Source organism: Streptomyces sp. NPDC015144 (genome assembly GCF_043079735.1).
Lineage (GTDB): Bacteria > Actinomycetota > Actinomycetes > Streptomycetales > Streptomycetaceae > Streptomyces.
The window spans coordinates 327,680-351,572 of sequence record NZ_JBIBUU010000005.1; the positions used below are offsets into that span (position 1 = coordinate 327,680).

Here is a 23,893-nt window from a genome sequence, read left to right on the forward strand (position 1 = left end):
AATGACACTCACCCAGACAAGAGACACGGAGATACCCGGCGGACGGCACGGTGACCCCGTCCCGGCCCGCCCCGGGACACGCCTCCGCCTCCTCACCCGCGTCCGGGACAGGGACCGCGGCCAGACCGCGATCGAGTTCCTGGGCGTCACACCGCTGATCATCCTGATGCTGATCGCGCTCTGGCAGTGCGCACTGATCGGCTACACGTTCTCCCTCGCGGGGAACTCGGCGGACGAGGCGGCGCACAAGGGCGCCATCGCGCAGAGCATGCGCAACCAGGAGTGCCGCGAGGAGGCCGAGAAGCATCTGCCGAAGGCCTGGCGGGACTCGATGCGCCAGAAGGCCAACTGCCGCAGTACGCGGTACGCCTACAAGGCCGAGGTGAAGCTCCGGGTGCCCGTGCTGGTCCCCGGCGTCCTCAACTGGCCGTTTACCGTCAAGGGCAACGCCGCGTACCCGGTGGAGGCCGACCGATGAACGAGACCACCAGCGACGTCCGCACCACCTCCGCCCGGCGCGACCGGGGGCAGGTCGCCATCGAGTACCTGGGCTTCGTCCCGCTGCTGCTGCTGTGCGGCCTCCTCGCCATCCAGGCCGGGCTCGCCGCGTACGCCGCCAACCAGGCGGGCACGGGCGCCCGCGCCGCCGCACGCTCGGGAAGCATGTCGTCCTGGGGCGGCTGCGACGTGGAGGCGGGCCTGGACGCGATGAGCGGCTGGACCGCCTCCCGGGCCCACATCAGGCCGGGCGGGCTGGGCGGCGACAGCATCACCTGCACGACGCGTGTCAAGGTGCCCGACATCCTGCCGGGCGTCCACCTCTGGGGCACCGCCGAGCGAAGCGCCACGATGCCCCGCACCTGACGGTGACGACAGTCCGAACCACGGTCTTCCCGACGGCTCGACCAGCACGTCGGAACGAGGAGTTACGCAATGAGTCTGCGGGCACGCATGACCGCCCCCGAGAAGAACGGCGGGGCGCGGGAGGACAGCCACATGGTGGCCGTCTACCGCGCCAAGCTTCTCGAAGAGATCGACCTGGCCGAGATGTCCTCGCTCGCCGCCGCAGACCGGCGGGCGAGGCTGGAGCGCGTACTCAGCCACATCATCAGCCGGGAGGGGCCCGTCCTCTCCACCGTCGAACGCACCCAGCTGATCCGCCGGGTCGTCGACGAGGCCCTCGGGCTCGGCATCCTGGAACCGCTCCTGGAGGACGCGTCCATCACCGAGATCATGGTGAACGGACCCGACCAGATCTTCGTGGAGCGCAGCGGCCGGGTCGAGCAGCTGCCGATGCGGTTCAGCTCGCACGAGCAGCTGATGCAGACCATCGAGCGCATCGTGTCGACGGTCAACCGCCGCGTCGACGAGTCGAACCCGATGGTCGACGCGCGTCTACCCAGTGGCGAACGTGTCAACGTGATCATCCCGCCGCTCTCCCTGACCGGCGCGACGCTCACCATCCGACGGTTCCCCCGGGCCTTCACGCTCCAGGAAATGATCAACGTCGGTTCGCTCGACGACCAGATGCTGATTTTGCTGTCCGGACTCGTCCAGGCCAAGCTCAACATCATCGTCTCCGGCGCGACCGGCACAGGGAAGACCACGCTCCTCAACGCGCTCTCGGGCCTCATCCCCAACAGCGAGCGCATCGTCACCATCGAGGACTCCGCCGAACTCCAGCTCCAGCAGAGCCACGTCATCCGGCTGGAGTCCCGCCCGGCGAACGTCGAGGGCAAGGGCCAGATCACCATCCGTGACCTGGTCCGCAACTCCCTGCGTATGCGCCCCGACCGCATCGTCGTCGGTGAGGTCCGTGGCGGCGAGTCGCTCGACATGCTCCAGGCGATGTCCACCGGTCATGACGGATCGCTCGCGACCGTCCACGCCAACAACGCCGAGGACGCGCTGATGCGTCTGCAGACCCTCGCCTCGATGTCCGAGATCGAGATCCCCTTCGAAGCCCTGCACGACCAGATCAACAGCGCCGTCGACGTGATCGTCCAGCTCACCCGGCACGCCGACGGCACCCGAAAGATCACCGAGATCGCCGTCCTCGACTCGCACGGCCGCGACCCCTACCGCATCGTCACCGTCGCGAAGTTCAACGCCCGGCCGATGGACGCCGAGGGACGGATCAACGGCGAGTTCTCGTACCTCCCGCTCCCACGCAAGATCGCCGAGCGCCTCTACATGGCCAGCCAGCCCGTCCCGCAGGCCTTCGGGGTCGCCGAATCCGCCGAACAGCTCGCCACCCGAGAGGCCAACTAGGTACCGAGCCATGACCAATCTCCCCCTCCTCACCATCGGTGTGACGCTGCTCGCCGGTGTCACCGGCGTCGCGGGCCTGCACGCCTACAGCGGCGGCAAGGCCGACCGCGACGCCCTGGTGGACCGCCTCTCGCACACCGGGCACATACCGGAGACCGGCCGCCGACGCCGGTTCCGGGCGCTGGACTCCCGGCTGCGGAAGACCGGCCTGGGCCGGAAGCTCGAACTGAAGCTGGCCGCCACCGGACTCGACGTCACCCCGGGCGAGTTCGTCGTCTACTCGATCGCGGCCATGGCCGCCCTGTGGATGATCGCCGCATCGGTCCTGGCCAGCTTCTTCGGACCGGTCGCCGCGCTCATCGGCCTCTGGAGCACCAACGCCTTCCTGAACTGGCAGCGGACCAAGCGCACCGAACGCTTCATCAACCAGCTCCCCGAGCTCGCCCGCATCCTCGCCAACGCCACCCAGGCGGGCCTGGCACTGCGCACCTCCATCGGCATGGCGGCCGACGAGATGGAGAACCCGGCCGGCGAGGAACTGGCCCGGGTCTCCCGGCGCCTCGCCGTCGGTGAGCCGCTGGAGGACGCGATGAGCGAGCTGACCGACCGGCTCCCCTCCCGCGAACTCGTCGTACTCGTCACCACGCTCGTCCTGTCCAACCGGGCCGGCGGTACGGTCGTCAGCTCGCTGCGCAACCTCACCGAGACGCTTGAGGAGCGCAAGGAGACCCGGCGCGAGGTCAAGACCCAGCTCTCCCAGGTCACCGTCACCGCCTACGCCGTCCCGATGTTCGGCCTGGGCGCCATGCTCCTGATGAACGCGGTCATGCCGGGCGCGCTCGACCGTATGACCGGTGCGTTCATCGGCCAGGTGGCGGTGGTCGTCTCCATCGCCCTGTACGCGATCGGGTTCATCGTGATCCGCCGCATGTCCCGGATCGACGTCTGATGGGCGGGGGAAACATGGACCTGGTCCTCGCAGGCGTCATGGGGCTCGCGGTGTACGGAGCCATCGCCGGTATCCGCATGTACCGGCGCGACGCGAAACTCCCCGGTGACCTGGCGATCGCCCTGGAGGTCGGCTCCACCCGCACCAGCGCGGTGGGATCCGGCATCGACCGGCTCGGTATGCGCTGGGCCCCCGCGGTCCTGCGGATGATGGGCCCCAAGGCCGTCAACAAGAAGCGCCGGCAGATCGACATGGCCGGAAACCCGGCCGGTCTGACCATCGACCGCTACGCCGCCCGCCGCGCCGTCTACGGCGGCCTCGGCGCGCTCGGCGCGTTCACGATGCTCATGCGCGGCCAGGTCATCCTCGCCCTGGTGCTGATCGCGTTCGGTCTGTTCTGGGTGGAGGTCGGGCTCTGGTCCGCGGTGCGCATTCGCCGCGACCACATCGACCGGACCCTTCCGGACTTCCTCGACGTGCTCGCCGTCGTCGTCTCCGCCGGGCTCGGCTTCCGCCAAGCGCTGGCCCGGGTCGCCGACAAGTACGAAGGCCCCTGGGCCGACGAACTGCGCATCACCCTGCGCCAGATGGACATGGGTGTCAGCCGCCGCGAGGCCTTCGAGCAGCTGCGCAAGCGCAACGACTCGGAGCAGGTCGCGATGTTCGTCACCACGCTCCAGCAGGGCGAGGAGCTCGGTGCCCCGATCGTCGAGACGCTGATCCAGATCGCCAACGACATGCGGCGCACCGACGCCCAGAACGCCCGCCGGAAGGCTGCGAGAGCGGTCCCCAAGGCCACCTTCGCCGTGACCACCTTCCTGCTCCCGGGCACGCTCATCATGCTCTGCGTCGGGTTCGTCTACGGGGCCAACATCGACTTCGGGTTCCTCACGGGCGGGTGACGTGGTCGTCGCGAAGGGTGGGCAGGACAGTCGGAAGGAGGTGGCAGGTCCATGTCGTTCCAGCTGGGCAGCGCCCAGAACGAACTGAACGCCGAGGTGCGTCAGGCGATCACCGATCCCGGCTCGCGCCCGGCGTTCGCGATCCAGTTGAACGCGCTCCAGGCGATGTGCCGCCAGGTCTTCGGCTTCCGGCTCGCCATGATCGCCCTGGCCACCCCGTTCGCGATCGGACACACCGCCGAGGGGCCTGCCTCGTGGCTGATCGGCTCGGCCATCCTGGTCACGTTCATGGGTTCGTACGTCCTGTTCCGTGACTGGGAGCGCTTCGGCCCGGTCCTGCTGCGCCACCCCTGGCTGCTCGGGATAGACGCCCTCCTCGGCGCCCTGCTGCTGGTCACCGCCAGCCCCGAGTCCACCCTCGCGTACGTCACGGTCTGCACCCCGCTGCTGGCCGGTCTCGTCTACGGCTGGCGGGGTGCGGCGGTCTTCGCCGGACTCCAGGTGCTGATCATCCTCGGGGTCTACAACACCACCCCGAGGCTCCACCCCGCCGACGCCACGGCGTTCCTCCTTCCCGGCTTCTGCGTGATCGCGGGAGCGGTCGGCGTCACCCTGCGCAACCTGCTGCTCCGCTTCGGCTCCGCCAGCCAGGCCCTCACCGAGACGAGGGCCCGGCTCGCCGTCAGCGAGGCCGTGGAGGGCGAACGGGCCCGCCTGGCACGGGAGATGCATGACTCGGTGGCCAAGACCCTGCACGGGCTGGCCCTGGCCGCCGACGGGCTGGCGGCCTCCTCCGGCCGGATGGACCCGCTCACCGTCAGGCATCAGGCCGAACTGGTCGCCCGCTCCGCGCGCCGCGCCGCGGCGGAGTCCCGCGAACTCCTCTCCGACCTGCGCCGCGAGTCCGGACTGGACGGCGGCGTCGACGTCGTCGGCGAACTCCGCGCCCGGGTGGCGGACTTCACCAAGCGCCACGACCTCGCCGCCACCTTCCGCCTCCTCAACGACGTGCCGATCCCGCCCGTACCCCAGGTCGTCGCCCGTCAACTGCTCACCATCGCCTCCGAGGCCATGGAGAACGCCCACCGCCACGCCCACCCCACCTACCTCGTCGCACTCGTCGGCGTGAAGGGCGACGTGCTGCGCGTCAGCGTCTACGACGACGGGCGCGGCCTGCCCCCGGGCACGACCCTCGACGACCTCCGGCACGCCGGACACTTCGGCCTCGTCGGCATGGTCGAGCGCGCCGCCTCCATCGGCGCCCGTATCCGTATCGGCAAGGGCCAGGCGGCCAAGGGCACCGAGGTCCGCCTGGAACTCCCGATCGCCGCTCTGCTCGCGCCCTCCGGAGCTGAGCCACCCCAGTGAACCGTCCGCATTCCGCACTCACCCCCCATAGACCCACAGACCCCTGAGAGGAGGTCGCAGATGCCGGACGACGTCTCCCGCGCCTCGGGCCAGAACTGGACCGCACCGCACCACGCGTCCCAGCACACGTCCTCGCACGTCACACCACCCACCTCGGAGCCCAGCTCCCCGTCCTTCCCCGTTCCCCAGCAGTCCGCGGCATCCCAGTCCCTGCCTCCCTTTCCCGCGGCCACGCCCCCGGCGGGCCCGAGCGCCCTGCGGGTCGTCGTCGCGGACGACAATCCCGTGGTCCGGGCCGGTCTCGGCGTTCTGCTCTCCGGCCGCGAGGACATCGAGGTTGTCGCGGAGGCCATGGACGGCCGGCAGGCCTACGACATGGCCGTCCGGCACCGCCCGGACGTCGTCCTGCTCGACGTCCGCATGCCGGGCGTCGACGGCATATCGGCACTTCCGCACCTGGTGCAGGTTGCACCCGTGATGATGCTGACCTACAGCCGTGAGAACGAGATCGTCCATGAGGCGCTCCGGCTCGGCGCGAGCGGCTACCTCGTCCACGGCGAGTTCACCGCCGACCAGCTGGTGCAGGCCGTACGCGACACCAGGGACGGCCGGGCCCACTTCACCGCCACCGCCGCCAACGCCCTCCTCGCCCATATGCGCCAAGGGCCCGGAGCGACTTCGGGACCTCTGCCCGAAGGGCTCGGAACGGCGCTGAGCACCGGCGTTCCGTACCAGATACCCGGCTACGACGGCCACGCCCCGAGTTCCGTTCAGCAACATTCCGCGCCGGCGCACACGCCCCGGCCCGAACCGGTGCCACCTGCGCCGCGACCGGCCCGTACACCGCAAGGTCTTTCGCAGATGCAACCAGTTGTGGCACAGTCTTCCCTGGCCGGGAAAACGGATGCCTCGGCCAACAGGCAGCAGTACGGGCTGAGTTCACGGGAGGTGGAGGTCATGGAGCTGATCGCGTCCGGCATGAGCAATCAGCAGATCGCCGCCACCTGCTTCATCAGCGAGAAGACGGTCAAGAACCACATCAACCGCATCTTCACCAAGCTGCACAGCACCAGCCGCAGCGAGGCCATCGCCCGCTGGCTCGGCACGGCGCCCATCACGGGCAACGGGGCACACGGGACCGGTGGTCGTCGTGGCTGAGCAGCGGCAGCGCGGGAGTGAGAGTGGGAACGGGTCGGCGGCCGGGCGTGGGCCCTGGCGGCGCGGAGCGGAGCCGCAGACCCAACTGACGCTTTGGGCCCGGGAATGGGCCCTGGGACCCTCAGGTGGGCGGGGCACGTCGCCGTATGTTTCTCATGTCGCCAGCGGCACCGGCCAGGAGGAAGCCGGTACCGCGGGCGACACCCAAGAAACGTGCGAGTCGGCCGGCTACCGGTCGGCCGAACCCGGAGGGGAACCCCATGTCGAACATCACCCTGAAGACCGCCGTTCGCGTCAACGGCTGGGCCAACACCACGGTCAGCGCCATCCAGAAGCGCTTCGAGAACAAGGACCGCGGCCAGACGGCGTTCGAGTACCTGGGCATCATCCTGGTCGTCGTGGCGATCATCGGCGCGATCATGGCCACGGGTATCGGCGGCGCGATCTCGTCCCGCATCCAGGGCCTGGTGTCGTCGATCACCTCGGGCTGATGACCGGCACTCAACGCCGAGACGCAGGGCAGGCCTTCCCCATCTACGTAGTGATGGTGGCGGGCCTGCTCTTCCTCGTGTTCGCGTTCTTTGCCGTCGGCAAGGCGTCGGCCTTGCGTAATGGTGCCCAGGGTGCTGCCGACGCCGCGGCTCTGGCCGCGGCGTCGCAGGCGCGTGATGAGTTCCAGGCCGGATTCCTCGCCTCGCTTCCCGAGGACCTGCTCAGTGAGTACCTGCAGGCCCATCCGGTGGGCGGATGTTCCGCGGCCTCCGGGCTCGCCGAGGCGAACCAGGCGCAACTCACGGGCTGTATCCCGTTCCCGGGTGGCCGTGAGGACCGGATCAAGGTCAGCGTCAAGGGTGACAAGCCCGTGGACTCGTCGGTTCTTCCTGGCTCGAAGCAGACGAGGGCGAAGGCTACGGCCACCGCCGTCATCAAGTTCCGCTGCAGTTGGACGTCCGTGGACCTCAACGACGACAGCATCAGGGACATCTTCTTCTTCACGTGTGGCAAGGACTTCCTCGAGATCAGGCCGAGCAGCCCGCCGCCCTGGTCGCAGGTGAGCAAGATCCTCTACGACGTGCACCTGGTCGACAACTGATCGCGAACGACGAGTAAAGGAATCAGAACTCATGAGCATTCGGCGCTTCACTAGGCCCCGAAGGGTCGTGGCAGCCGTCTCGCTGGCGGCGGCGATGACCCTGGCTGTTGCCGGCTGCGGTACCGACGGCGGTGGCGACAAGACCAACGACGCCGGTTCGACGCCGTCCTCCGCTGCTTCCAAGCCCTCGGACGGGGACAAGGAAGCGAAGCAGGAGGACACGGCTGCCGGGGAGAACGTGGACCCGAATGTGAAGCTCGCCGAGATCAGGGGGCAGCGCGGGATCACCCTGGTCATCAACCAGGTGAAGCGCGATTCCGGCGGATTCGTCACGGTGCAGGGCGAGGTCAAGAACGAGAGCGACACGAATCAGCCCACCAGCGGCTGGTCCGGGTCCGAGGCTCTGCTCGTCGAGAAGAACGCCAACTCGGTCGCCGGTGCCGCGCTGGTCGACAAGGCGGGGAAGAAGCGCTACTACATCCTCCGGGACACGGACGGTCGCTGCCTCTGCACCACGGGCATCCTGCCGCTCCAGCCCAACGCCTCGACCCCCGTGTTCATGCAGTTCCCGGCACCGCCCAGCACCACGACCGAGGTCGACTTCGTGCTGCCGACCTTCGCCACCACCTCGCTCAAGATCTCCGGGTGAGGCGGACGTGAACCACAGCCGCACACGTCGCAGGTCGCAGCAGGTCGTGACGCACGCCGTCGCGACCGTACTGATGGTGGCCAGTGTCGGGATCCTCGGCGCTTCCGGTGCCGTCGCCGACGACGGTCCCTCCGTTCCGCCCGGAACGGAGGCGTCGTCGGTGCCGCCCGTGAAGCTCGACCCGAAGGACCCCGACCTGAAGATGCCCGAGGGCGGCACGCTCGCCCCCGCCAAGGTCCTCGACATCGTCCAGGTCGTCGAGGACATGGGCGGTGAGGAGCGTCGCGAGGACAGCAACGCGAACGTGAAGTTCGCGCTCCAGGCCGAAGTCCTCTTCGGCAAGGACAGCGCCAAGCTGAGCTCCGCGGCCAACTCCCGTATCGCGGCCATCGCTGCCGAGGTCAAGAAGCAGAACGCCACCAAGGTGCGCGTCTTCGGCTTCACCGACAACCTCGGTTCGTCGGCCCACGGCGACGTGCTGTCCAAGCAGCGCGCCAACGCTGTGCACGCGGTACTGGCCAAGGATCTGCCGGGCATCAGCTTCGAGATCCGCGGTTACGGCGAGCAGTACCCGATCGCCGACAACAGCACCGAGGAAGGCCGGAAGAAGAACCGGCGCGTGGAGGTCTCCTTCCCGCGCGGCACCTCTTCCTGAGAAGGCCCGAGGAACAGCGCCACCTGTAGGGCTCTTGGACCAGCCCAAGGTTTTTGCTCGATCGGGTGACTCCGACGCCAGTCGGAGTCACCCGATTTTTTGTGCCTGGCGCCCTGGCTCCACAGATGGACGCAGACGTGTTTCGTCAGCGGGGTTGCCGCCACCCGCCGCCACCCGCCGCCGGCTGAGGGGAGGACCGCCGGCCGCTGGTGCTTCGTGGGCGCACGTCAAGCAGGAGCGGAGGAGCGGCTCAGGCGGTGGTGGCGCGGGCCGAGGTGAAGAAGGCCGAGGATTCCCGGGTCCACAGCAGAGCAACGGCGACCAGACCGGCGGCGCACGGCAGGATGCCGGCCAGCGTCATCACCAACGGGTGAGGCTGGCTGAAGTTGTACACGGCAAGCGCACATCCCAGCACCAGGGTCGCCCCGCCGACGCTGCGCACCCAACGGCGGCCGCGTCGGCCGGCCCAGGCCATCGCCGCGAAGAGGACCGTGCCGAACGCGGCCAGGGTGAACAGGTACGTGAGGATGCTGGACTCGGCCATGGCGAGCTGGTCGGCGCTGCGATGCGGATAGGCCCGGTGGAGGTGTTGGCCCAGGCCCCCGTCGACGGCCTGGTCGGCGACGACGACGCCGGCCCCGACCACTGCCAGGACGGCGGCCGCGCGGAGTGCCTGCGAGGCCCTGAGCACGGAGGCGGGCAGGTGTTGGTGCGGAGACATACGGATCGATCCCTCCTAGGGAGATGCAACGATGATACTTGAGATATCATGTCTCACAGCTTCGATGTGAAGGTAGAGGACTCGATGCCGAAAGAGCAACACCAGACCGGACCGACCCGGCGTCGCGGCCGCCTGACCGACGTCGAAACCGCACGGCGCACCCTCGACGCCGCTCTGGCCATGATTGAGCGCACCGGGCTGACCGTGAGCCTGGATCACCTCAGCTTCGAGGACGTGATCCGGGAGGCCGGTGTCGCCCGCGCCGCCGTCTACCGGCGTTGGCCGCACAAGGGTTTGTTCTTCAGCGACCTGCTCAAGGAGGTCGCCCGCCACGCCCCCGCGGCGGCCGGCGCAGACGGACAGGCGGGCGAGGAAGCCGTTCGCCGCCTGGCAGGCGAGCGCATCGACCAGTTCGCCACGGCCCAGGGCCGCCACGATCTGTGCGTCGAGCTGCTGAGAACGGGTGCCCTGCGGGACTTCGACGCCATGCACGCCTCCACCCGATGGCGCAGTTACATCGCCCTGCACGCCACCTTCCTGAGCCTGGCCGACGGTGAACTGCAGCGTGAGGTCCAGACCGCGCTGGCCGCCGCGGAGCACGAACTCAACGACCGGATCGCGCAGTCCTACCAGCGCCTGGCCGCGCTGTTCGGGCTGCGCCTGCGGCCCCATCTCCACACCAGCTTCGACGCATTGGTCACCCAGCTGAGCGCCACCATGCGCGGCTTCGTCCTCACCGCCCCCGCCCGGCCGGACCTGGCCCAGCGGCAGCAGAGGCCGGGTGTCCTCGGCACCACAGGCACCGCCGAATGGTCTCCGCCCGCTCTCGGCATCGTCGCGACCGCCCTGGCCTATCTCGAACCGGACCCCACCGTGAAGTGGGATGCCCAACGCCTTGCCGAAGTCGGGCAGGCATTGCACGCCACGAGCCACGCCCCTTCCGTGCCGCAGTCCTCGGGCGCAGGTCCCTCGGATCGCACAGCCTGAGCTCGGCAGACGTGCCGGACGCGGGGCAGCGGGGGCAGCGGGGGCGGCAGGCGAGCTTGCGTCGTTATCCGTCGATGGGTCCTGCTGCCGTTCCGGGTGTCAGCGGACGACGTCGAAGACGCATCCCTGGGCGGCGGCTCGGCTGCCGGCCGGGTCAGCAGATCCTGCGGTACGGGGTGTCGGAGAGGTAGGTGTCCCACTGGTCCCGTGACAGGGGGCCGTCGGCGCGGCGGCACACGGCTTCGGTGGCGCGGTCCGGGTCGATGGCGCGGTGTTGCAGTAGTACGTGCGTGCCCGCCAGGGACAGCGTGCGGCCGTCCGGGGCGAAGGCCAGAGCGCGGATGTGGTCCCCGGCCGTGGGCAGCCCGGCGCCGAGTGCCAGGCGGGAGGGGACGTCCCACAGGCGCAGGGTTCCGTACGATCCGGCCGCGGCCAGGGTGGTCCCGTCGGGGGAGAACGCGAGGGCGGTGATCTCCTCCGGGGCGTCCGGGCTGCCCTTGCCTGCGCCGCCGTAGAGCATGCCGAGCCTGGTGCGGCGCCGGGTGTCCCACAGGGAGATGTGGCCGGACAGTTCGGCCCTGGCGGCCAGGCCGTCGTCGCGGTCGAAGGCGGCCACGCACGCGCAGCTCGCCGTTGGGGGGCCGGTCGTGGCTTCGTCGACCGATGCGCCCATGCCCGGGTCCTGGGTGCCGCCGCCGTCCTGTTGCGCCCTGCGCGCGGTGATGGTGCGCAGTCGGCGGGCGGTGTCGGAGCTCCAGACCGTGGTGTCGTCACTGGCCGTGCTGGTCGTCGTCAGCTCGCGCCCGTCCGGGGAGAGCGTGAAGGTCATGAAGCCGTCCTCTCCGGGGGCGCGCAGTTCGCTGATCCGGCGGTGGCGCTCGGTGTCCCACACCGTGACGCGCCGGGCCATGCCCGGTACGTCCTCGTACCGGGACACGTAGGCGAGTCGTCGTCCGTCCGCACTGAGCGAGAGAGTGGGGGAGTCCGGTGCGAGGTCCTGGTCGAAGGGGGACGGGGGAGGCGGCGGCAGGTCGGAGCGGTGCCGGCCCGTACGGCCGTCGTAGAGGCCGAGACGGTCGCCGCGCAGGACGGCGAGCACCCTGCCGTCCTCGCTGAGGGCGGCCTGCTCCACCGGCCGACCGTCCCAGCGGGCGTTCAGTACGGCGCCGATGTCGAGCGCGTGGACGGTCCGGGTGCTCGCCGGGCTCTCGTCGAGGTAGCGCAGGACACCGGCGCGGGTGTCGATCCGCAGGTCGACGGGGTCCTCGTCGGACAGCTGATGACGGAAGACCGGGGCCTGCGGGCGGTCGAGCCGCCAGATGAGGATGTCCGTCGAACCCCGGCTCGCCGCGTAGGTGCCGTCCTCGGTGAACGTGAAGTCCAGCGGGGCCACTTGGTTCAGTTTCGGCAGTTCCTTGCCACTGGAGACGCTCACCCTGCGCAGCGCGTAGGCGTCCCGCAGGACCAGCTCCCGGCCGTTCGGGGTGAACTGCAGCCGGCCGTCGGACGGGCAGGCGGGGCGGCGGTGCCAGGCGGTGTCGGCGCGGCGGCGTGTGCGTACGTCCCACAGGACCAGGCCGCGGCGCGTGCACAGGGCGAGCAGCCGGTTGTCCGGGCTGACGTCACTGTCGTTGAGCGTGCCTGTGCCCGCGAGCGGCAGGGCGGCGAGCAGGCGCCGCCCGGTGGGTACGTCCCAGACGTCCAGGTCGGCGTCCGTATTGAAGATCACCGCGTGTCCGCTGGAGCTCGGCCCGTAGGCGGCCGAGGCGCTCACGGAGACGGGGCTCAGGTCGCCCTCCCCGGCTGGAGGCCCGGCCTCGACGAGCTCCCCCGCGTCCGGAGCCGATGGCTCGGCCATGCCCTTCGGGCCGAACGGACGTCCCTGGTAGCGCTCGGCCCGGATGTCCCACAGGCGCAGTCGCCCGTCCTCGTCCGCGGGCACGATCAGGAAGCGTCCGTCCGGGGTGGGCTGGGCCGTCTCGGCGGCCCCGGCCGGTAGGTCGCCGCCGCCGGGCGCCCGGTAGCTGCCGGTCCTCCGGCCGCTCGGGATGTCCCACCGGGTGACGCGGCGCTCGCCGACGCCGACCAGGGTGCGGCCGTCGGAGCCGAGTGTCCAGGTGGCGTCGGACCGCCGGGGCGGGGTGAATCCGGGGAGTTCCTGCTGGCCCAGCGCGCCCATCAGCGCGGACCGGGTCTCCGGCGTACGGCTGAGCCGCCAGGCGGCGACGCTCAGACGCAGCGCCGTGCGCGGATCCGAACCGCGCAGCCCGTCGGCGGTGCCGGCCGTGCGGCGGGCCGCGGCGTCGACACGACGGCGGTCGCCGTCCCGGTTCTGCTGCCAGGCCACGGTGCCCGCGATCAGGGCGAGTACGAGGAGCAGGCTCGCGGAGCCGGCCAGCGCGCGCAGCCGTCGCCGTTCACGGGTACGGGTCGTCCGGGCCGCGTGCAGGAAGTCCTGCTCGGCGGAGGTCAGTTGAGCCAGGTGCGCGGGGTGCGCGAAGCTCTCCTCGGCCTCGGCCAGCCGTGCTCCCCGGTAGAGCGCCCCGGGGTCGCGGCCCAGCTCCGTCCAGTCGGCGGCGTCCTGGGTGAGGCGGCGCAGGACGCGCAGCCGGTGGCGGTCCTCCTCGATCCACCCCTGGAGCCGGGGCCACGCGGTGATCAGCGTCTCGTGGGCGAGCCTGACGGTGTCCCCGTCCAGGGTGACCAGGCGGGCGCGGGCGAGCCGGTCGAGGACCGCCTGGGTGCCGGTGCCGGTGCCGGTGACTGTGTTCGTGCCTGTGCCTGTGCCTGTACTCGTGCCGTCCGCCGGACCGCCGTCCCCGGAGTCCCCAGCGTTCCCGGTGGTTCCGGGTTTCCCGGTGTTTCCGCCGTCACCGCTGCCGTCCGCCGGGCCGGTTTCGTGCCGCCGTCCCGCCGCCGGGGCCGTCTCCAGCTCGCTCCGGTCCGCGGGGCGGCACGTGTCGGCGGTGCCGTCCCCCGGGGCGACCAGACGCAGCAGGATCCGACGCGTCAGGGCGGCCTCGGGAGCGGTGAAGGTGCGGTACAGCTCCTCGGCCGTCTGGGCGATGGCGCCGCGTACCCCGCCCGCCGCTTCGTAGGACCGCAGGGTCAGCGTCCGGCCCGATCGTCGGCGCCAGGTCTCCAGCAGCGCGTGCGAGAGCAGCGGCAGCCCGCCGGGCTCGCCGTCCACCTCGTCGATCAACTGGGCGGTCAGGGAGCGCTCCACGGTCAGGCCGCGCACCCCGGCCGGGCCGGTGATCGCCCGCCGCAGGTCCTCGCGGCCCATCGGGCCGACCGGCAGACTCGCGTCCCGGATCACCCGCACCAGCGCGGGGTGCTCCAGGCACCGGCCGTAGAAGTCGGAGCGGACGCCGAGCACCACCCGCAGGCGGCTGCCGCTCTGCCGGGCCGCGAGCAGCAGGTCGATGAACCGGGCGCGCTCGGCCGGGTCCGGGCAGAGGGTGAAGACCTCCTCGAACTGGTCGACCACGACGAGGGTGTCGCCCGTGCCGTCGGCGGGGCGCAGCCTGCTCCCGTGCGTCCGGACCGGGTGCGGGCCCGGCGTCAGGACCCGGATCGCGGCCGGGCGCAGCGCCCGTTCCGTCGTCCGTCCCAGCCGTGGTGCGAGTCCGGCCCGCAGCAGTGAGGACTTGCCGCTGCCCGAGGGCCCCAGCACGACCGCGCACCGGTGGTCGCGCACCACGTCCACCAGGCCGTCCACCAGGGCGTCGCGCCCGAAGAACACCTCCGCGTCACCCGGTTCGAAGCGGGCCAGCCCCCGGTAGGGGGAGTCCGCGACCGGCTCGTCCTCCCGGGGAGCGGCCGCGACCCGCGCCGCCGCTTCCTGCCAGCGCTCCTCCCACTCGGCGCGGTCACCGCCGCACGCGGCCACATAGGCCAGCGCCGCCGCCAGTGTCGGCAGCCGCTCGCCGGCCGCCGCCTGCGACAGCACGGGAGCCGAGTAGCCGGACCCCTTCGCCATCACCCGGTAGGTCGGCCCGCCCGCCTCGGCGCGCAGCCCCCGCAGCTCCGCGGCGAACCGCTGCACCGGGCCGGCGTCCGCGTCGATCGGTCTCTCGGGACGTCCCATCCGGCTGCCTCCCCCTGGCAGTTGACCCGGCCCCCCGACCGGGGCGACCACGCTACGGCACCCCGTACCCGTATCCCCAACCCTTCGCGGTGGCGGGCGAGTTGATTGCCCGCACGGATCGGGGGTGCCAATCAACCGGGCGGGCGGTGAAGTCGTTGTCGAGCGGCGCCGACCAGCACGGACGGCCCCGCCGAGCACGGACCGCCCGGACGCCCGGCGGTGCCGACGGACGCACGGCGTCGTCCCCCGGCGCCCGGCCGCACCGGCGGACGACGACAGGAAACGACAGGAAGGGAACCACCCCATGACCGAGCCAGTGGAGAAGCCGACCTACCCCGTCGGCGGTGCCGGAATCTTCGACGTGGACCCCGACCAGCGCGGCGTCAGCCAGAACCCGGACACCGTCGTGGCCTCGGACACCGACGCCCTCCCCGAAGACACGGAGATCTGACATGGGCAACGTACAGGGCATGCTCGCCGCGGCCCGGAAGCTGCTGGGCACCACCGAGCAGCCGCCCGGATCCAACCGCAACCTGGTCACCCGGTGGTACGGCTTCACCGGTCCCTGGTGCGACATGGCGGTCAGCTACGCCGCCGCGCACTCCGACAACCTCTCCGCGGTGGGCGGCAAGTTCGCCTACACCGTCGCCCACGCCCGCGCGTTCCAGAAGAAGGGGCGCTGGCACTACGGCATCGGCGGCATACGCGCCGGCGACATCGTGTTCTTCGACTGGTCGGGCTCACGCTCCATCGGCGCCATCGACCACGTCGGCATCGTCGAGGCGGTGCACTCCAACCGCACCATCACCACCCTGGAGGGCAACACCTCGAACGCCTTCCGCCGCCGTCTGCGCAACTCCGCGTGCGTCGTCGGCTACGGCAGGCCCGTCTACGCGGGCGGCGGCGCCCCGATGCCGAGTACCGACGGCATCCTGCGCCGGGGCTCGAAGGGCAAGGCCGTCACGGTCCTGCAGAAGAACCTCAACACCGTGCAGAACGCCAAGCTGACGGTGGACGGCGATTTCGGCCCGGCCACCGACAAGGCGGTCCGCGTCTTCCAGGCGGCCCACCGCCTGACGGTGGACGGCGAGTACGGCCCGAGCTCGGCGGCCATGATGAAGGCGGCCCTCGCCAAGCGCAGCCAACCGATCCGGCCCACCGCCCTCGTCCCCACCGGCGCGCTCAAGGCCGACGGTGAGTTCGGGCCCGCCACCTGCTCCGCCCTCCAGCGCACGCTCAACAGCCGGATCCAGGCCGCCCTGGACGTGGACGGCGCCTTCGGGCCGAAGACCGTCACCGCGCTCCAGCGGTACCTGAAGGTCACGGCGGACGGCATCGTCGGCCCGAAGACCGTCACCGCCCTCCAGCACCACCTCGGCGGTACCGGCGACGGCGAGTGGAGCAAGGACACCACCCGCCGGCTCCAGGAAGCCCTGAACAACGGCACCTTCTGACGGATCGCACCGGGGGCGGGGGACACCACGGCGTCCCCCGCCCCCGGGCACCCGCCCCGACCGTCGACGTCAGCCAGGAGAGACACATGGACACATCCACCGCGGCGACCGCCTCGACCGGCTACAAGGTGGCCGTCACCGAGCAGCACAAGGGCCAGATCCTCGTCTTCGAGCGCACCGATCAGTTCACCGACGCCCACGTGAAGTGGAGCTTCAGCACGGGCAACGCCCCCGGCTGGGACCACCCCTTCGAGATCCGCTTCCGCGACACCAAGCGCTACGGGGCCATCGCCCTCATGACGTTCGGCAAGCCCGGCGAGGGCCGCGCCGGCATCGTCAACGTCACCGGCGACACCCACCTCACCCGCGCGGACCTCCTGTGGTCGGCCCGCATCACCACCTACCCGCACAGCATCGAGCGCGTGCCCAACGCCGGGACCGTCGTCGTCGCGGGCTCCCGGGACCGGCTGCACGTCTTCGGTCCCTCCAGCAGCGACCTGGCGTCCCTGAAAGAGATCCAGACGCTCTCCTTCACCAAGGCGCACGCGGTCCTGTGGGATGACCAGAACAACCTTCTGTGGGTCACGGGCGGCAAGGTCGTCCGCACCTACCGGGTCAACGGCACGATGCGCAACGCCCGTCTGGTGAAGTACGGGCCCGACCTCACCATCGCCGGGAACGGCCACGACATCCAGCCCGACTACTCCCGCCCCGGCACGCTCCTGGTCAGCGACAGCCACCACGTGTACTGGCTGGACAAGAAGACCCGGAAGATCACGAAGACCATCTCCCTGGCCTACCCGAAGTCCTACGTACGCCACTCCTCCGGCCAGGCCATGTGGACCACCGACCCCGACCCGGACGACTCGCGCTGGGGCGGCCCCACGGTCCACTTCTCCGAGGGCGGCGACCGCACCCGGCCGGGAGCCGAGATCTACAAGGCCCGCCTCTACACCACCCAGTTCCACTGAGCCGACCCCAAGGGCCGCGAGGGGTGCCGCCGGGCCGGACCCGGCGACACCCCTCGCGCCGTCCCACGGCCCTTCCCGGGCCTCAGCTCTCAGCGGACGACGTCGAAGACGTTCTTCTGGAGGCCGTTGGAGTAGGCCTCGTGCTCGACGAGCACCAGTTTCTGGGCGTCCTTGTCCGTGGTGCTGAACAGGCGCTTGCCCGCGCCGAGCAGGAGGGGGAAGACCAGCAGGTGGTAGCGGTCGATGAGGCCGGCGTCGGAGAGGGCGCGGTTGAGGGAGGCGCTGCCGTGGAGGATGATCGGGCCGCCCTCGGTCTCCTTCAGCGCGGCGACCTCGTCGAGCGAGCGCAGGATCGTGGTCTCGCCCCAGTTGTCCACCAGGTCGTCCTCGGTGAGGGTGGTGGAGACGACGTACTTCGGCATCGTCTTGTAGTCGGCGAACTCCGGCATGTCCGGCCATACCGCGCTGAACGCCTCGTAGCTGGTCCGGCCCAGCATCATCGCGGCGGCCTCCTTCTGCTCGCGGCCCTTGATCTCGAAGGCCTCCGGCACGAAGGCGATGTCCTTGAAGGTCCATCCCGAGTTCCGGTAGCCGGGCTCGCCGCCGGGGGCCTCCACGACGCCGTCGAGCGAGATGAAGGCGGTGCTGATCAGGGTGCGCATGTCCGGGGTCTCCCGTGTCCGTGGCAGTGGTACGCCGATGATCTCTCACCCGATACGACCGCCGGGCACGCGGAAACTCATCGGTGCCTCGTCGCGCGAGCCGTCCGCCGGGTGCCGGTTTCGCCAAGCATGCTGCTGCAGAGGCGAGTTGGCGTCGAGGGAGGTCGGTGGCGCGCGGCGGTCACCCGTCTGCCCCGCCCGGAATGCCGCCACCCCGCCACCGCGCATAGCGTGGCAGCCGACCGCGTACGGCCGACGTACGGCCCGGGGTGGCGGCGGACGGAGGCGTGGACGGAGACGGACCATGAAGCTCGGCCTGCACTACTGGAACTACTCGACACCGGCCGACCCCGCGCTCATCGCGCCCACCCTCGCCGAGACGGCCCGGGTCGCCGAGGGGGCCGGATTCGCGTCGTTCAGCGTCATGGACCACTACTTCCAGATGGAGACCGGGCGCAGCGTCGCCGACGAACCCATGCTGGAGGGCTACACCACGCTCGGCTACGTGGCCGCGGTGACCCAGCGGATGTCCCTCGGCCTGCTCGTCACCGGAGTGATGTACCGGCACCCCGGCCTGCTCGCGAAGATCGTCACCAGCCTCGACGTGCTCTCCGGCGGCCGGGCCCGGCTGGGCATCGGCGCCTCCTGGTACGAGCGGGAGCAGTACGGGCTCGGCGTCCCGGTCGTCCCGGTCGCCGAACGCTTCGAGCGGCTGGAGGAGACGCTCCGGATCTGCCTCCAGATGTGGAGCGACGACAACGGGCCGTTCCGGGGCCGGCACTACCGGCTCGCCGAGACGCTCTGTGTGCCCGAGCCGATCGGCGGCCACCCGCCGATCATGATCGGCGGCGGGGGCGAGCGGAAGACGCTGCGCCTGGTCGCCCGGTACGCCGACGCCTGCAACCTCTTCGCCACCGGCCGGGACGAGGTCGCCCACAAGCTCGACGTGCTGCGCGCCCACTGCGTCGCCGAGGGCCGCGACTACGACGCCGTCACCAAGACCGTGCTGTACAACGGCCCGGTGCTGGACCGCCCGGCCGCCTTCCTCGACGACGCCCGCGCCTACGCGGAGCTGGGCGTCACCGAGATCCAGCTGCTGCCCGACCGGAACCCGGTGAGCTTCACCCGCCAGGTCGCCGAGCACCTCGCCCCCGCCGTCGCCGCGATCGGGTGACCGGCGGGACCGGCGGGGACGGCGGGACCGGCGGGGACGGTGCCGGCGGCTACACGCCGGTGGTGCCGTCGACGATCTCCCGGATCAGGTCGAGATGGCCGTTGTGCCGGGCGGTCTCCTCGATCAGGTGCAGAACGATCCAGCGCAGGTCGGGGTGGCGGCCGTCGCCGCGCGGCCGGGCGGCGAGCGTGTCCAGGTCGTGGGAGGCGACCAGCTCCCGGTAGCGGGCGGTGCGTTCGGCGTACAGCGCCAGTACGTCGTCGAGCGGCATGTCCAGCGCGATGCGCATCTCGCGGTCGGGGTCCTCCTCCGTCCACGGCCCCTCGTCCTCGCCGCCGAGGAAGACCACCTCGAACCAGTGGTACTCGACCCAGCTCAGATGGTTGATCAGCCCCGCGACGGTCATCAGGGGGGAGCCGGGCAGCGGGGCGCGGCGGGCGTTCTCCGGCGAGATTCCCTCGCATTTGGCGCGGGCGGTGTGGCGCGCGTAGTCGAGGAAGGTGGCCAGCTGGGTGCGCTCGTCCCGGGCGGGAGGCGTGTCGGTGCGTGTCATCGGCGTACACGATCCGCGAGGGGGCACGGGTTGTCCACCGGATTCGGCGGCTGTCGCCAGGTGCCGGGGCCGGAGGGCGGAGGAGTGCGGGCGGGGAGCGCGGGCAGGAGAGCGCGGGCGGGGCGGTGGGTTCCCCTTGGGGTCCTGGCCTGGGTCCGTGGGCCCACGCCCGGGAGATCGCGCCTGGCTAGGCTCGTGCCGACCAACTGCGAGCCCCCTCGACAGGCGCCGGAACACGCGCCCGTCCGGCATGCCCGCGCGCACCTGAACTGCACGCCCACCTGATTCTTCATGGGGTGATGTGTCGATGAGTGACGGTTTCTTCTACTCCTACCATCTCGGCTGGAGCCGCCCGGACTCCGAGTGCCTCTTCGGTGATCTCGACGCGGCGGGGCTGCGGCTCGGCCATCCGGTCACCAGACGGGTCACCCTCCTCGGCCCGGGGCCCGGACCGCGCGGCCTCCCGTCCTGGGTGACCAGGGAACAGCTCGTCCTCCTGGCCGGTCTCCAGCGGCTCGACAGCGTCGACTTCCTGCTGTGGGTGGAGAGCGGCGCCGGGGTGCCCGCCCGGGTCCGCCGGATGCGGGACGGGGTGGTGGCGCTGGAGTTCGGCTTCGGCGGGCTCACCCGGGACGAGCAGGAGGTGGCCGCGCGGGCGATCCGCGAGGCGATCGGGCGGGCGTCGGTGCTCTGCATCGGCTTCGTCGTCGACCGCGAGGGCGCCTCGGCGGCCACGGACTGGAGCGGTGTCGTCATCAACGGCACGACGTACTTCGACAGTTGGCCCGACACCCTGGCGGTGCGGCACGAGATCGCCGCGACCCAGCCGCAGTTGGCCGGGGTGGCCTCGTACGACCAGTCGCCCTGGATGCTGTTCGGCAGCGAGGTGCCCGTCCGGTAGCGGCGGCGGGCGCCCGGTTCCGCCCCTTCAGGTCCGTGCAGGGTGCAATCAGTGATTTTGAGCCTTGCATTGGGCCCTGAGGCCCATGCCCCGAAGGGTGCCGGTGTGGTCGGATGCGTGAACTGGCTGAACTCTGGCCTCTCACCGGCAAGCTGGGGGACCTGTCGTGTCTGGCATGAGTGGAATAGCGTTCGCGGGCGGGGGCGCCGGCGCGGGCGGCGGGGTCGTCACGGGCGGGTACGGCAGGCGGTCCCTGCCGCGCCCCCTGCAGGCGGTACTGATCCTCGTACGGCTCCTGTTCGCCGTCGCGGCCCTCGGCGGCATCGGTGTGCTGGTGGTCGCGTCGGAGCTCGACGGGATCGACGGCGAGCTGCTCGGGCTGCTGCTGTACGCGGCGCTGCCGAGCGCGGTGGGCTTCGTGCTCTCGCTGTACGTGCGCACCGGCGGGGCCTGGGTACGGCGCGGTCTGCTGGCCGTGCACGTCTGGCTCGCCCTGGGCGCCCTGGCGACCCTCGGGGGCGGCGGTGCGCGCGGGGTCACCCAGCTGGTGATCCCGGTCGTGGTCCTCGTCCTGCTGTTCCGGGCGAGCGCTCGCGAGTGGTTCGACCTCCCCCTCGGACAGCGGGCGCCGCACCGGCGGTTCAGCCTCGCGCGCATGATCAGGTGGCGGCGGGACGACGAGGGCCAGACCGCGATGGAGTACCTGGGCATGGTCCTCGTGGTCGTCGCCCTCATCGGGGGGCTGGTCGTCACCGGGATCGGCGCCCAGATCACCGGCGGGATGCAGGACGCGATCTGCCGCCTCACCGGAAGCGCCTGCCCGGCGCCCGGCAGCGGCAACGTGGAGGCGGGACACGGCAACACCACCGGCGGGGCGGACTCCGCCGGAGGCACCAGCACCTCGGGCGGCACCGGAAGCACCGGCAGCACGGGCGACTCCGGCAGTACCAGCACCACCGGCGGCTCCGGTTCCTCGGGAACCGAGGGAACCGACGGAACCACCGGCAGCACCGGCTCCTCCGGCACCACCGGCTCCTCGGGCAGCACCGGTGGCTCCGGCGGCGACACCGCCGTCCAGACCGACGACGGCGGCGACGACGTCGACACCTCCGGCGAACCGGACGGCGGCGACGACCAGGACGACAGCGGCACCGCCAACGGCGACGACCAGCCCGGCGAGAGCTGCACCTCGGGCGTCGGCGCCTTCTTCTCCTGCGCCGCCCACCAGACCGGCGGCTTCTTCAAGGGGCTGGTCGGCGACGGCCTGTGGGGCGACATCACCGGCACCATCGACACGGTCCTGCACCCCATCAAGGCATGGGACGGCCTGAAGGAGTACGGCAAGAGCCTCGGCGACAAGTGGAGCGAGGACTCCAAGGACGCCGGCGGCAAGTGGGACAAGGGCGACTACCTCGGCGCGCTCTGGGACTGGACGAAGGCGTCCGGCTCCACGGGCGTCAAGGTCCTCGACGACGTGTTCATCGGCGACGACGTCCGGGACATGTGGAACCGGGGCGACGAGGGCCAGGCGATCGGCACCGGCCTGTGGAACATCGGCTCGCTGTTCATCCCCGGCTACGGCGAGGGCAAGCTCGTCGGGAAGCTCGGAAAGCTGGGCAAGCTCGGGAAACTCGGCAAGCTCGGCGAGTTCGCCGAGAAGGCCGGCGAGGCCGCGACCAAGGCGAAGAAGGCCGCCAAGGCGGGCGACGTCGCCGCCGCCGAGAAGGCCGCCAAGGAAGCGCAGCAGCACGCCGACGACGCCGCCGAGAAGGCCGGGCTCAAGGGCTGCACCGTCGGCATCGGCGGCCGCCTCCGTGTCCCGTACGGCTCCGGCCCCGCCGTCGGCGCGTCCGGCACCAGCACCGCCGTCCTGGCCGCGCCGCCCGCCTCCGTGCCCGTCGGCTTCTTCATGGAGAAGTGCGGCGACGTCGACCCGGAGAAGAAGGCCGCCGCCGACGAGGCCCAGAAGCAGGCCGACGAGGCGAAGAAGGCCGCCGCCGCGGCCAAGCGCAGGCAGGGGCTGGAGCGGGCCCAGAACCAGCCGAAGCCCGCCTGGTACAACGACCTGAAGGACCCGCCGGCCGGGGCCAAGGACGCCGGTGACGGGTCCTGGGCGGAGATCAAGCCGGGCGTCTTCAGCTACGCGACGGAGATGGGCGCCCGCTACCAGGAGCAGATCTCCAAGGTGGGACGGGGCAAGGAGTACGAGGTACCGCTCGACAAGCTCACCGGCAAGCCGGTCGACTTCGACGGCTGGGACTCCGCGCGCGGCACCTACCTGGAGGCGAAGTACGGGTACAAGAACCCGGACTTCTACAACGCCGACACCGGAAAGCTCACCCCGAAGATCACCGAGCGGTGGTCCGCCCAGGCGAGGCGGCAGGTCGACGCGGCGCGCGGCCGGCCGGTCGAGTGGCACCTCTCCGACCCGGATGTCGCCGAGGCCGCGCGTGAGATGTTCAAGGAGCAGGGCATCGACGTTAAGGTCATCCACACCCCCGATGACCTGGTCGGCGGCTGAGCGTCGGCCGGGGCAGCGGAGCGCAGGACCCGAATCCGAGGAGAGAGTCTCGTGCTGTACGTCGTCGTCAACGGTCTCTGGGGCCCCCGCGCGGAGTCCGTGCGGAGCGTCGCCGAACGCTGGTCCGGCACGCTCGCCGCCCTCAAGGACATCGACGCCCAGACCTTCGACGGATGGCACGAGGCCGGTGACGACCTCCCGTCCGACCCCCTGCTGGAGCCCTCGGCCCCCGCGCTGGCGGAGTACATCGAGCGGCGGAACACGGGCCCCGACCTCGACGTGGTCGGCTACACGTCGTCGTCGTGGGCGCGGAACCCCAAGGCGGCGTACGTGTCGCTGACGACCCACGCGGGCGGCACGTCGCGGTACGCGCCGCACTCCGTCTCCCTCGTCTTCCGGTCGCGCGAGGTCGACGAGACCGCCGAAGTGATCCGGCGGACCCCCGAGATCCTGCGCGTCCTCGCGGAGCAGTGGGAGATCGACGCCGGGCAGGTGTACGACAAGGCCGTGGACGCGGCGGTGACCGAGCGGTTCGACCTGGAGAACAGCGCCCCCCGGTGCGGCCGGGCCGTCTTCCTCTCGGCCGGCCGCGCGGCCCGCGCCCCCGAGGACCTGCCCGGGGCGTACGTCCGCACCGCCGACGGCGGGCTGGTCGTCGACCTCACGTACGGCGGCACGAAAAGCCCGGAGATCGACACGGTCATCGAGGTGAACGAGCGGCTGCGGGCGGCCGGGGCGCTGGAGAAGCTCCCGGTGCCGTTCGACCGGGACCGCTACTGACCGCTACTGACCACCGGCCCCCGCCAGCGGCCAC

General features: G+C 71.2%; 23 protein-coding genes. 19 read left to right on the forward strand and 4 right to left on the reverse strand.

The window, feature by feature from the left end:
- Nucleotide 1: 1 nt before the first annotated feature.
- The 11 genes from ACF08W_RS12200 to ACF08W_RS12250 all read left to right on the forward strand — a co-directional run bounded on the left by ACF08W_RS12200 (nt 2) and on the right by ACF08W_RS12250 (nt 9,045).
- Nucleotides 2-478: a TadE family protein gene (locus tag ACF08W_RS12200; RefSeq protein ID WP_352273400.1), complete on the forward strand. Its 477-nt coding sequence runs from the start codon at nt 2-4 to the stop codon at nt 476-478.
- A complete protein-coding gene (locus tag ACF08W_RS12205) occupies nt 475-864 on the forward strand; it encodes a TadE/TadG family type IV pilus assembly protein (protein WP_392279202.1) in 390 nt (129 codons plus the stop codon). Before ACF08W_RS12200 ends, ACF08W_RS12205 begins: the two co-directional genes overlap by 4 nt.
- A gap of 69 nt (nt 865-933) precedes the next feature.
- On the forward strand, nt 934-2,271 hold the full coding sequence (locus tag ACF08W_RS12210; RefSeq protein ID WP_352273398.1) for a CpaF family protein: 1,338 nt from the start codon (nt 934-936) through the stop codon (nt 2,269-2,271).
- Nucleotides 2,272-2,281: 10 nt separating this feature from the next.
- Nucleotides 2,282-3,220: a type II secretion system F family protein gene (locus tag ACF08W_RS12215; RefSeq protein WP_352273397.1), complete on the forward strand. Its 939-nt coding sequence runs from the start codon at nt 2,282-2,284 to the stop codon at nt 3,218-3,220.
- A 14-nt stretch (nt 3,221-3,234) separates the two neighbouring features.
- Nucleotides 3,235-4,122, forward strand: coding sequence for a DUF5936 domain-containing protein (locus tag ACF08W_RS12220; RefSeq protein WP_352273625.1), 888 nt, complete (start codon nt 3,235-3,237; stop codon nt 4,120-4,122).
- A gap of 51 nt (nt 4,123-4,173) precedes the next feature.
- Nucleotides 4,174-5,490 carry a sensor histidine kinase gene (locus tag ACF08W_RS12225; RefSeq protein WP_392279203.1) on the forward strand — a complete coding sequence of 439 codons (1,317 nt, stop codon included), beginning with the start codon at nt 4,174-4,176 and terminating at the stop codon, nt 5,488-5,490.
- A gap of 60 nt (nt 5,491-5,550) precedes the next feature.
- Nucleotides 5,551-6,648 (forward strand): response regulator, encoded by a 1,098-nt coding sequence (locus ACF08W_RS12230; RefSeq protein ID WP_392279204.1) that lies wholly within the window; start codon nt 5,551-5,553, stop codon nt 6,646-6,648.
- Nucleotides 6,649-6,908: 260 nt separating this feature from the next.
- Nucleotides 6,909-7,139, forward strand: a complete 231-nt coding sequence (locus ACF08W_RS12235; protein WP_352273394.1) for a hypothetical protein — start codon at nt 6,909-6,911, stop codon at nt 7,137-7,139.
- Nucleotides 7,139-7,741, forward strand: coding sequence for a pilus assembly protein TadG-related protein (locus ACF08W_RS12240; protein ID WP_392279205.1), 603 nt, complete (start codon nt 7,139-7,141; stop codon nt 7,739-7,741). The genes ACF08W_RS12235 and ACF08W_RS12240 overlap by 1 nt, the downstream gene beginning before the upstream one ends.
- 31 nt (nt 7,742-7,772) lie before the next feature.
- The gene (locus ACF08W_RS12245) at nt 7,773-8,390 is read left to right on the forward strand and encodes a hypothetical protein (protein ID WP_392279206.1); all 618 of its coding nucleotides are present in this window, start codon (nt 7,773-7,775) and stop codon (nt 8,388-8,390) included.
- A 73-nt stretch (nt 8,391-8,463) separates the two neighbouring features.
- The gene (locus ACF08W_RS12250) at nt 8,464-9,045 is read left to right on the forward strand and encodes an OmpA family protein (RefSeq protein WP_366295533.1); all 582 of its coding nucleotides are present in this window, start codon (nt 8,464-8,466) and stop codon (nt 9,043-9,045) included.
- A 250-nt stretch (nt 9,046-9,295) separates the two neighbouring features.
- Here the strand turns inward: ACF08W_RS12250 and ACF08W_RS12255 are convergent, their stop codons facing one another.
- Nucleotides 9,296-9,766: a hypothetical protein gene (locus ACF08W_RS12255; RefSeq protein WP_392279207.1), complete on the reverse strand. Its 471-nt coding sequence runs from the start codon at nt 9,764-9,766 to the stop codon at nt 9,296-9,298.
- 48 nt (nt 9,767-9,814) lie between these two features.
- Here ACF08W_RS12255 and ACF08W_RS12260 point away from each other — a divergent pair, with 48 nt between their 5' ends.
- Nucleotides 9,815-10,753 (forward strand): TetR/AcrR family transcriptional regulator, encoded by a 939-nt coding sequence (locus ACF08W_RS12260; RefSeq protein WP_392279208.1) that lies wholly within the window; start codon nt 9,815-9,817, stop codon nt 10,751-10,753.
- Between the two features lie 154 nt (nt 10,754-10,907).
- On the opposite strand, the gene ACF08W_RS12265 is transcribed toward ACF08W_RS12260, so the two are convergent.
- Complete coding sequence (locus ACF08W_RS12265) at nt 10,908-14,843, reverse strand: hypothetical protein (protein WP_392279209.1); 3,936 nt, start codon at nt 14,841-14,843, stop codon at nt 10,908-10,910.
- 304 nt (nt 14,844-15,147) lie between these two features.
- On the opposite strand from ACF08W_RS12265, the gene ACF08W_RS12270 reads away from it, so the two are divergent.
- The 3 genes from ACF08W_RS12270 to ACF08W_RS12280 all read left to right on the forward strand — a co-directional run bounded on the left by ACF08W_RS12270 (nt 15,148) and on the right by ACF08W_RS12280 (nt 17,268).
- Nucleotides 15,148-15,294 carry a hypothetical protein gene (locus tag ACF08W_RS12270; protein ID WP_352273384.1) on the forward strand — a complete coding sequence of 49 codons (147 nt, stop codon included), beginning with the start codon at nt 15,148-15,150 and terminating at the stop codon, nt 15,292-15,294.
- Nucleotide 15,295: 1 nt separating this feature from the next.
- Nucleotides 15,296-16,297, forward strand: coding sequence for a peptidoglycan-binding protein (locus ACF08W_RS12275; protein WP_352273383.1), 1,002 nt, complete (start codon nt 15,296-15,298; stop codon nt 16,295-16,297).
- Nucleotides 16,298-16,383: 86 nt separating this feature from the next.
- Nucleotides 16,384-17,268, forward strand: coding sequence for a DUF6528 family protein (locus ACF08W_RS12280; protein WP_392279210.1), 885 nt, complete (start codon nt 16,384-16,386; stop codon nt 17,266-17,268).
- A gap of 89 nt (nt 17,269-17,357) precedes the next feature.
- Here ACF08W_RS12280 and ACF08W_RS12285 read toward each other — a convergent pair whose 3' ends face one another.
- Nucleotides 17,358-17,930, reverse strand: coding sequence for a dihydrofolate reductase family protein (locus tag ACF08W_RS12285; RefSeq protein WP_392279211.1), 573 nt, complete (start codon nt 17,928-17,930; stop codon nt 17,358-17,360).
- A 304-nt stretch (nt 17,931-18,234) separates the two neighbouring features.
- Here ACF08W_RS12285 and ACF08W_RS12290 point away from each other — a divergent pair, with 304 nt between their 5' ends.
- Entirely contained in the window at nt 18,235-19,104 is an 870-nt protein-coding gene (locus ACF08W_RS12290; protein WP_385214296.1) for an LLM class F420-dependent oxidoreductase, read from the forward strand.
- Nucleotides 19,105-19,153: 49 nt separating this feature from the next.
- On the opposite strand, the gene ACF08W_RS12295 is transcribed toward ACF08W_RS12290, so the two are convergent.
- Entirely contained in the window at nt 19,154-19,657 is a 504-nt protein-coding gene (locus tag ACF08W_RS12295; RefSeq protein WP_392279212.1) for a DinB family protein, read from the reverse strand.
- 307 nt (nt 19,658-19,964) lie between these two features.
- Between ACF08W_RS12295 and ACF08W_RS12300 the strand changes: the two genes are divergently transcribed.
- The 3 genes from ACF08W_RS12300 (at nt 19,965) to ACF08W_RS12310 (ending at nt 23,859) form a co-directional block, all read left to right on the forward strand.
- Entirely contained in the window at nt 19,965-20,558 is a 594-nt protein-coding gene (locus ACF08W_RS12300; RefSeq protein ID WP_352273374.1) for a hypothetical protein, read from the forward strand.
- Between the two features lie 175 nt (nt 20,559-20,733).
- Nucleotides 20,734-23,079 (forward strand): Tox-REase-5 domain-containing protein, encoded by a 2,346-nt coding sequence (locus tag ACF08W_RS12305; RefSeq protein WP_392279213.1) that lies wholly within the window; start codon nt 20,734-20,736, stop codon nt 23,077-23,079.
- Nucleotides 23,080-23,130: 51 nt separating this feature from the next.
- On the forward strand, nt 23,131-23,859 hold the full coding sequence (locus tag ACF08W_RS12310) for a hypothetical protein (protein ID WP_392279214.1): 729 nt from the start codon (nt 23,131-23,133) through the stop codon (nt 23,857-23,859).
- The last annotated feature ends 34 nt before the right edge of the window (nt 23,860-23,893 follow it).

What these genes read in the sequence shown, in the direction of transcription:
- ACF08W_RS12275 (WP_352273383.1), top strand. Translation starts at nt 15,296, where the DNA reads ATGGGCAACGTACAGGGCATGCTCGCCGCGGCCCGGAAGCTGCTGGGC.
- ACF08W_RS12245 (WP_392279206.1), top strand. Translation starts at nt 7,773, where the DNA reads ATGAGCATTCGGCGCTTCACTAGGCCCCGAAGGGTCGTGGCAGCCGTC.
- ACF08W_RS12305 (WP_392279213.1), top strand. Translation starts at nt 20,734, where the DNA reads ATGAGTGGAATAGCGTTCGCGGGCGGGGGCGCCGGCGCGGGCGGCGGG.
- ACF08W_RS12285 (WP_392279211.1), bottom strand. Translation starts at nt 17,930, where the DNA reads ATGCGCACCCTGATCAGCACCGCCTTCATCTCGCTCGACGGCGTCGTG.
- ACF08W_RS12270 (WP_352273384.1), top strand. Translation starts at nt 15,148, where the DNA reads ATGACCGAGCCAGTGGAGAAGCCGACCTACCCCGTCGGCGGTGCCGGA.
- ACF08W_RS12205 (WP_392279202.1), top strand. Translation starts at nt 475, where the DNA reads ATGAACGAGACCACCAGCGACGTCCGCACCACCTCCGCCCGGCGCGAC.
- ACF08W_RS12265 (WP_392279209.1), bottom strand. Translation starts at nt 14,843, where the DNA reads ATGGGACGTCCCGAGAGACCGATCGACGCGGACGCCGGCCCGGTGCAG.
- ACF08W_RS12255 (WP_392279207.1), bottom strand. Translation starts at nt 9,766, where the DNA reads ATGTCTCCGCACCAACACCTGCCCGCCTCCGTGCTCAGGGCCTCGCAG.
- ACF08W_RS12240 (WP_392279205.1), top strand. Translation starts at nt 7,139, where the DNA reads ATGACCGGCACTCAACGCCGAGACGCAGGGCAGGCCTTCCCCATCTAC.
- ACF08W_RS12215 (WP_352273397.1), top strand. Translation starts at nt 2,282, where the DNA reads ATGACCAATCTCCCCCTCCTCACCATCGGTGTGACGCTGCTCGCCGGT.
- ACF08W_RS12280 (WP_392279210.1), top strand. Translation starts at nt 16,384, where the DNA reads ATGGACACATCCACCGCGGCGACCGCCTCGACCGGCTACAAGGTGGCC.
- ACF08W_RS12220 (WP_352273625.1), top strand. Translation starts at nt 3,235, where the DNA reads ATGGACCTGGTCCTCGCAGGCGTCATGGGGCTCGCGGTGTACGGAGCC.
- ACF08W_RS12235 (WP_352273394.1), top strand. Translation starts at nt 6,909, where the DNA reads ATGTCGAACATCACCCTGAAGACCGCCGTTCGCGTCAACGGCTGGGCC.
- ACF08W_RS12230 (WP_392279204.1), top strand. Translation starts at nt 5,551, where the DNA reads ATGCCGGACGACGTCTCCCGCGCCTCGGGCCAGAACTGGACCGCACCG.
- ACF08W_RS12260 (WP_392279208.1), top strand. Translation starts at nt 9,815, where the DNA reads ATGTCTCACAGCTTCGATGTGAAGGTAGAGGACTCGATGCCGAAAGAG.
- ACF08W_RS12300 (WP_352273374.1), top strand. Translation starts at nt 19,965, where the DNA reads ATGAGTGACGGTTTCTTCTACTCCTACCATCTCGGCTGGAGCCGCCCG.
- ACF08W_RS12200 (WP_352273400.1), top strand. Translation starts at nt 2, where the DNA reads ATGACACTCACCCAGACAAGAGACACGGAGATACCCGGCGGACGGCAC.
- ACF08W_RS12295 (WP_392279212.1), bottom strand. Translation starts at nt 19,657, where the DNA reads ATGACACGCACCGACACGCCTCCCGCCCGGGACGAGCGCACCCAGCTG.
- ACF08W_RS12250 (WP_366295533.1), top strand. Translation starts at nt 8,464, where the DNA reads ATGGTGGCCAGTGTCGGGATCCTCGGCGCTTCCGGTGCCGTCGCCGAC.
- ACF08W_RS12210 (WP_352273398.1), top strand. Translation starts at nt 934, where the DNA reads ATGAGTCTGCGGGCACGCATGACCGCCCCCGAGAAGAACGGCGGGGCG.
- ACF08W_RS12290 (WP_385214296.1), top strand. Translation starts at nt 18,235, where the DNA reads ATGAAGCTCGGCCTGCACTACTGGAACTACTCGACACCGGCCGACCCC.
- ACF08W_RS12225 (WP_392279203.1), top strand. Translation starts at nt 4,174, where the DNA reads ATGTCGTTCCAGCTGGGCAGCGCCCAGAACGAACTGAACGCCGAGGTG.